1 protein-coding gene is annotated in these 387 nt (G+C 31.0%); it reads left to right on the top strand.

Annotated features, from left to right (window positions below; translation table 11 throughout):
* A partial coding sequence (locus tag ACTQ54_RS12445; protein WP_441757256.1) for a transposase occupies positions 1-280 on the top strand: 280 nt, incomplete at its 5' end.
* Between the last annotated feature and the right edge of the window lie 107 nt (positions 281-387).

Genomic DNA, 387 nt, shown 5'->3' with positions numbered 1-387 from the left:
ATTTGAAACGACACTTCAGCAAGCTTCACAACGTAAAATATTTTCAGGACTAAAGCGAGTATTGAGAACATTGAAAAAATATAAGGATTATATTCATAATAGTTTTACTTATACTGGCCTTACAAATGGACCGTTAGAAGGTATTAATAATAAAATCAAAGTACTCAAAAGAAATGCTTATGGATATCGCAATTTCAGCTATTTTAGAGATCGTATTTTATTAATGACACGACTCTATGAATCGGAACCAAAGAAAAAGATCAAGTCACATAAAAATTGAACTGCCCCCTGTCAAGTAGACAGGTAAATAAACAAAATATTTGTACCATGTATGATGTCTTATCATACATGGTATTTTTTTATGCCGGTATCTTTAATCCCATACTC

The sequence above is a fragment of the Fundicoccus sp. Sow4_H7 genome, from assembly GCF_052115865.1.
In the GTDB taxonomy this organism is placed as follows: Bacteria; Bacillota; Bacilli; order Lactobacillales; family Aerococcaceae; genus Fundicoccus_A.
The sequence above is the reverse complement of the archived record's forward strand: the minus strand, read 5'-3'. Positions and strand labels throughout refer to the sequence as shown.